This is a genomic window from Corallococcus sp. CA049B (genome assembly GCF_003611685.1).
Taxonomy (GTDB): domain Bacteria; phylum Myxococcota; class Myxococcia; order Myxococcales; family Myxococcaceae; genus Corallococcus; species Corallococcus coralloides.
This window is the reverse complement of record NZ_RAWC01000479.1, coordinates 1-523: the sequence shown is the minus strand read 5'-3', so window position 1 is coordinate 523 and position 523 is coordinate 1. Positions and strand designations below refer to the sequence as shown.

The 523-nt window shown below is 74.6% G+C and carries 1 pseudogene; it reads left to right on the top strand.

The annotated features are described in order from the left end of the window. Positions 1 to 523: pseudogene (locus tag D7W82_RS39820) on the top strand (TIGR02266 family protein); the annotation flags it as partial.

The following is a 523-nucleotide window of genomic DNA, read 5'->3' as shown; positions in this document are numbered from 1 at the left end:
GCCCCCGCGCGTCCCACCGCCGTCGCACCCGCGCGTTCCACGCAACCGGCCGCGGGCGGCGTCGCGCTCGATTCACTGTTCGACGACCTGGATGCGCCGTCCGCCCCCGTGCCCGCGGCGGACGAGCCGTTCTCGCTGGGCGGCGCGGACGAGCCGTTCTCGTTGGGCGCTCCGGACGAGGACATGGGGCTCGCGCAGGCGGACTCCGCGAGCGACGTGGACATCCCGCTGGACGAGCTCATCGCGGGGACGCCTCCGCCCACCGTGCAGGGCGTGCTGTCGGGAGACGACGAACCGCTGCCGGGGCTCGACTTCGAGTTCGAGGCTCCGGTCGTGGGTGAGCCCATCGCGATGGGTGAGCCGCTGGAGGAGGTGCCCATCGAAGTGGGGCTCTCCGTGGAGGACGACGCGGCGTTGGACGCGGACGACGCGGGTGGGTTCGAGCTGGATTTCTCGGATGTCGCCCAAGCGCCGCCGCCTCGCGCCGCGCCGGTGCCTCCGCCGCCCGTGCAGCGCGCGGCCC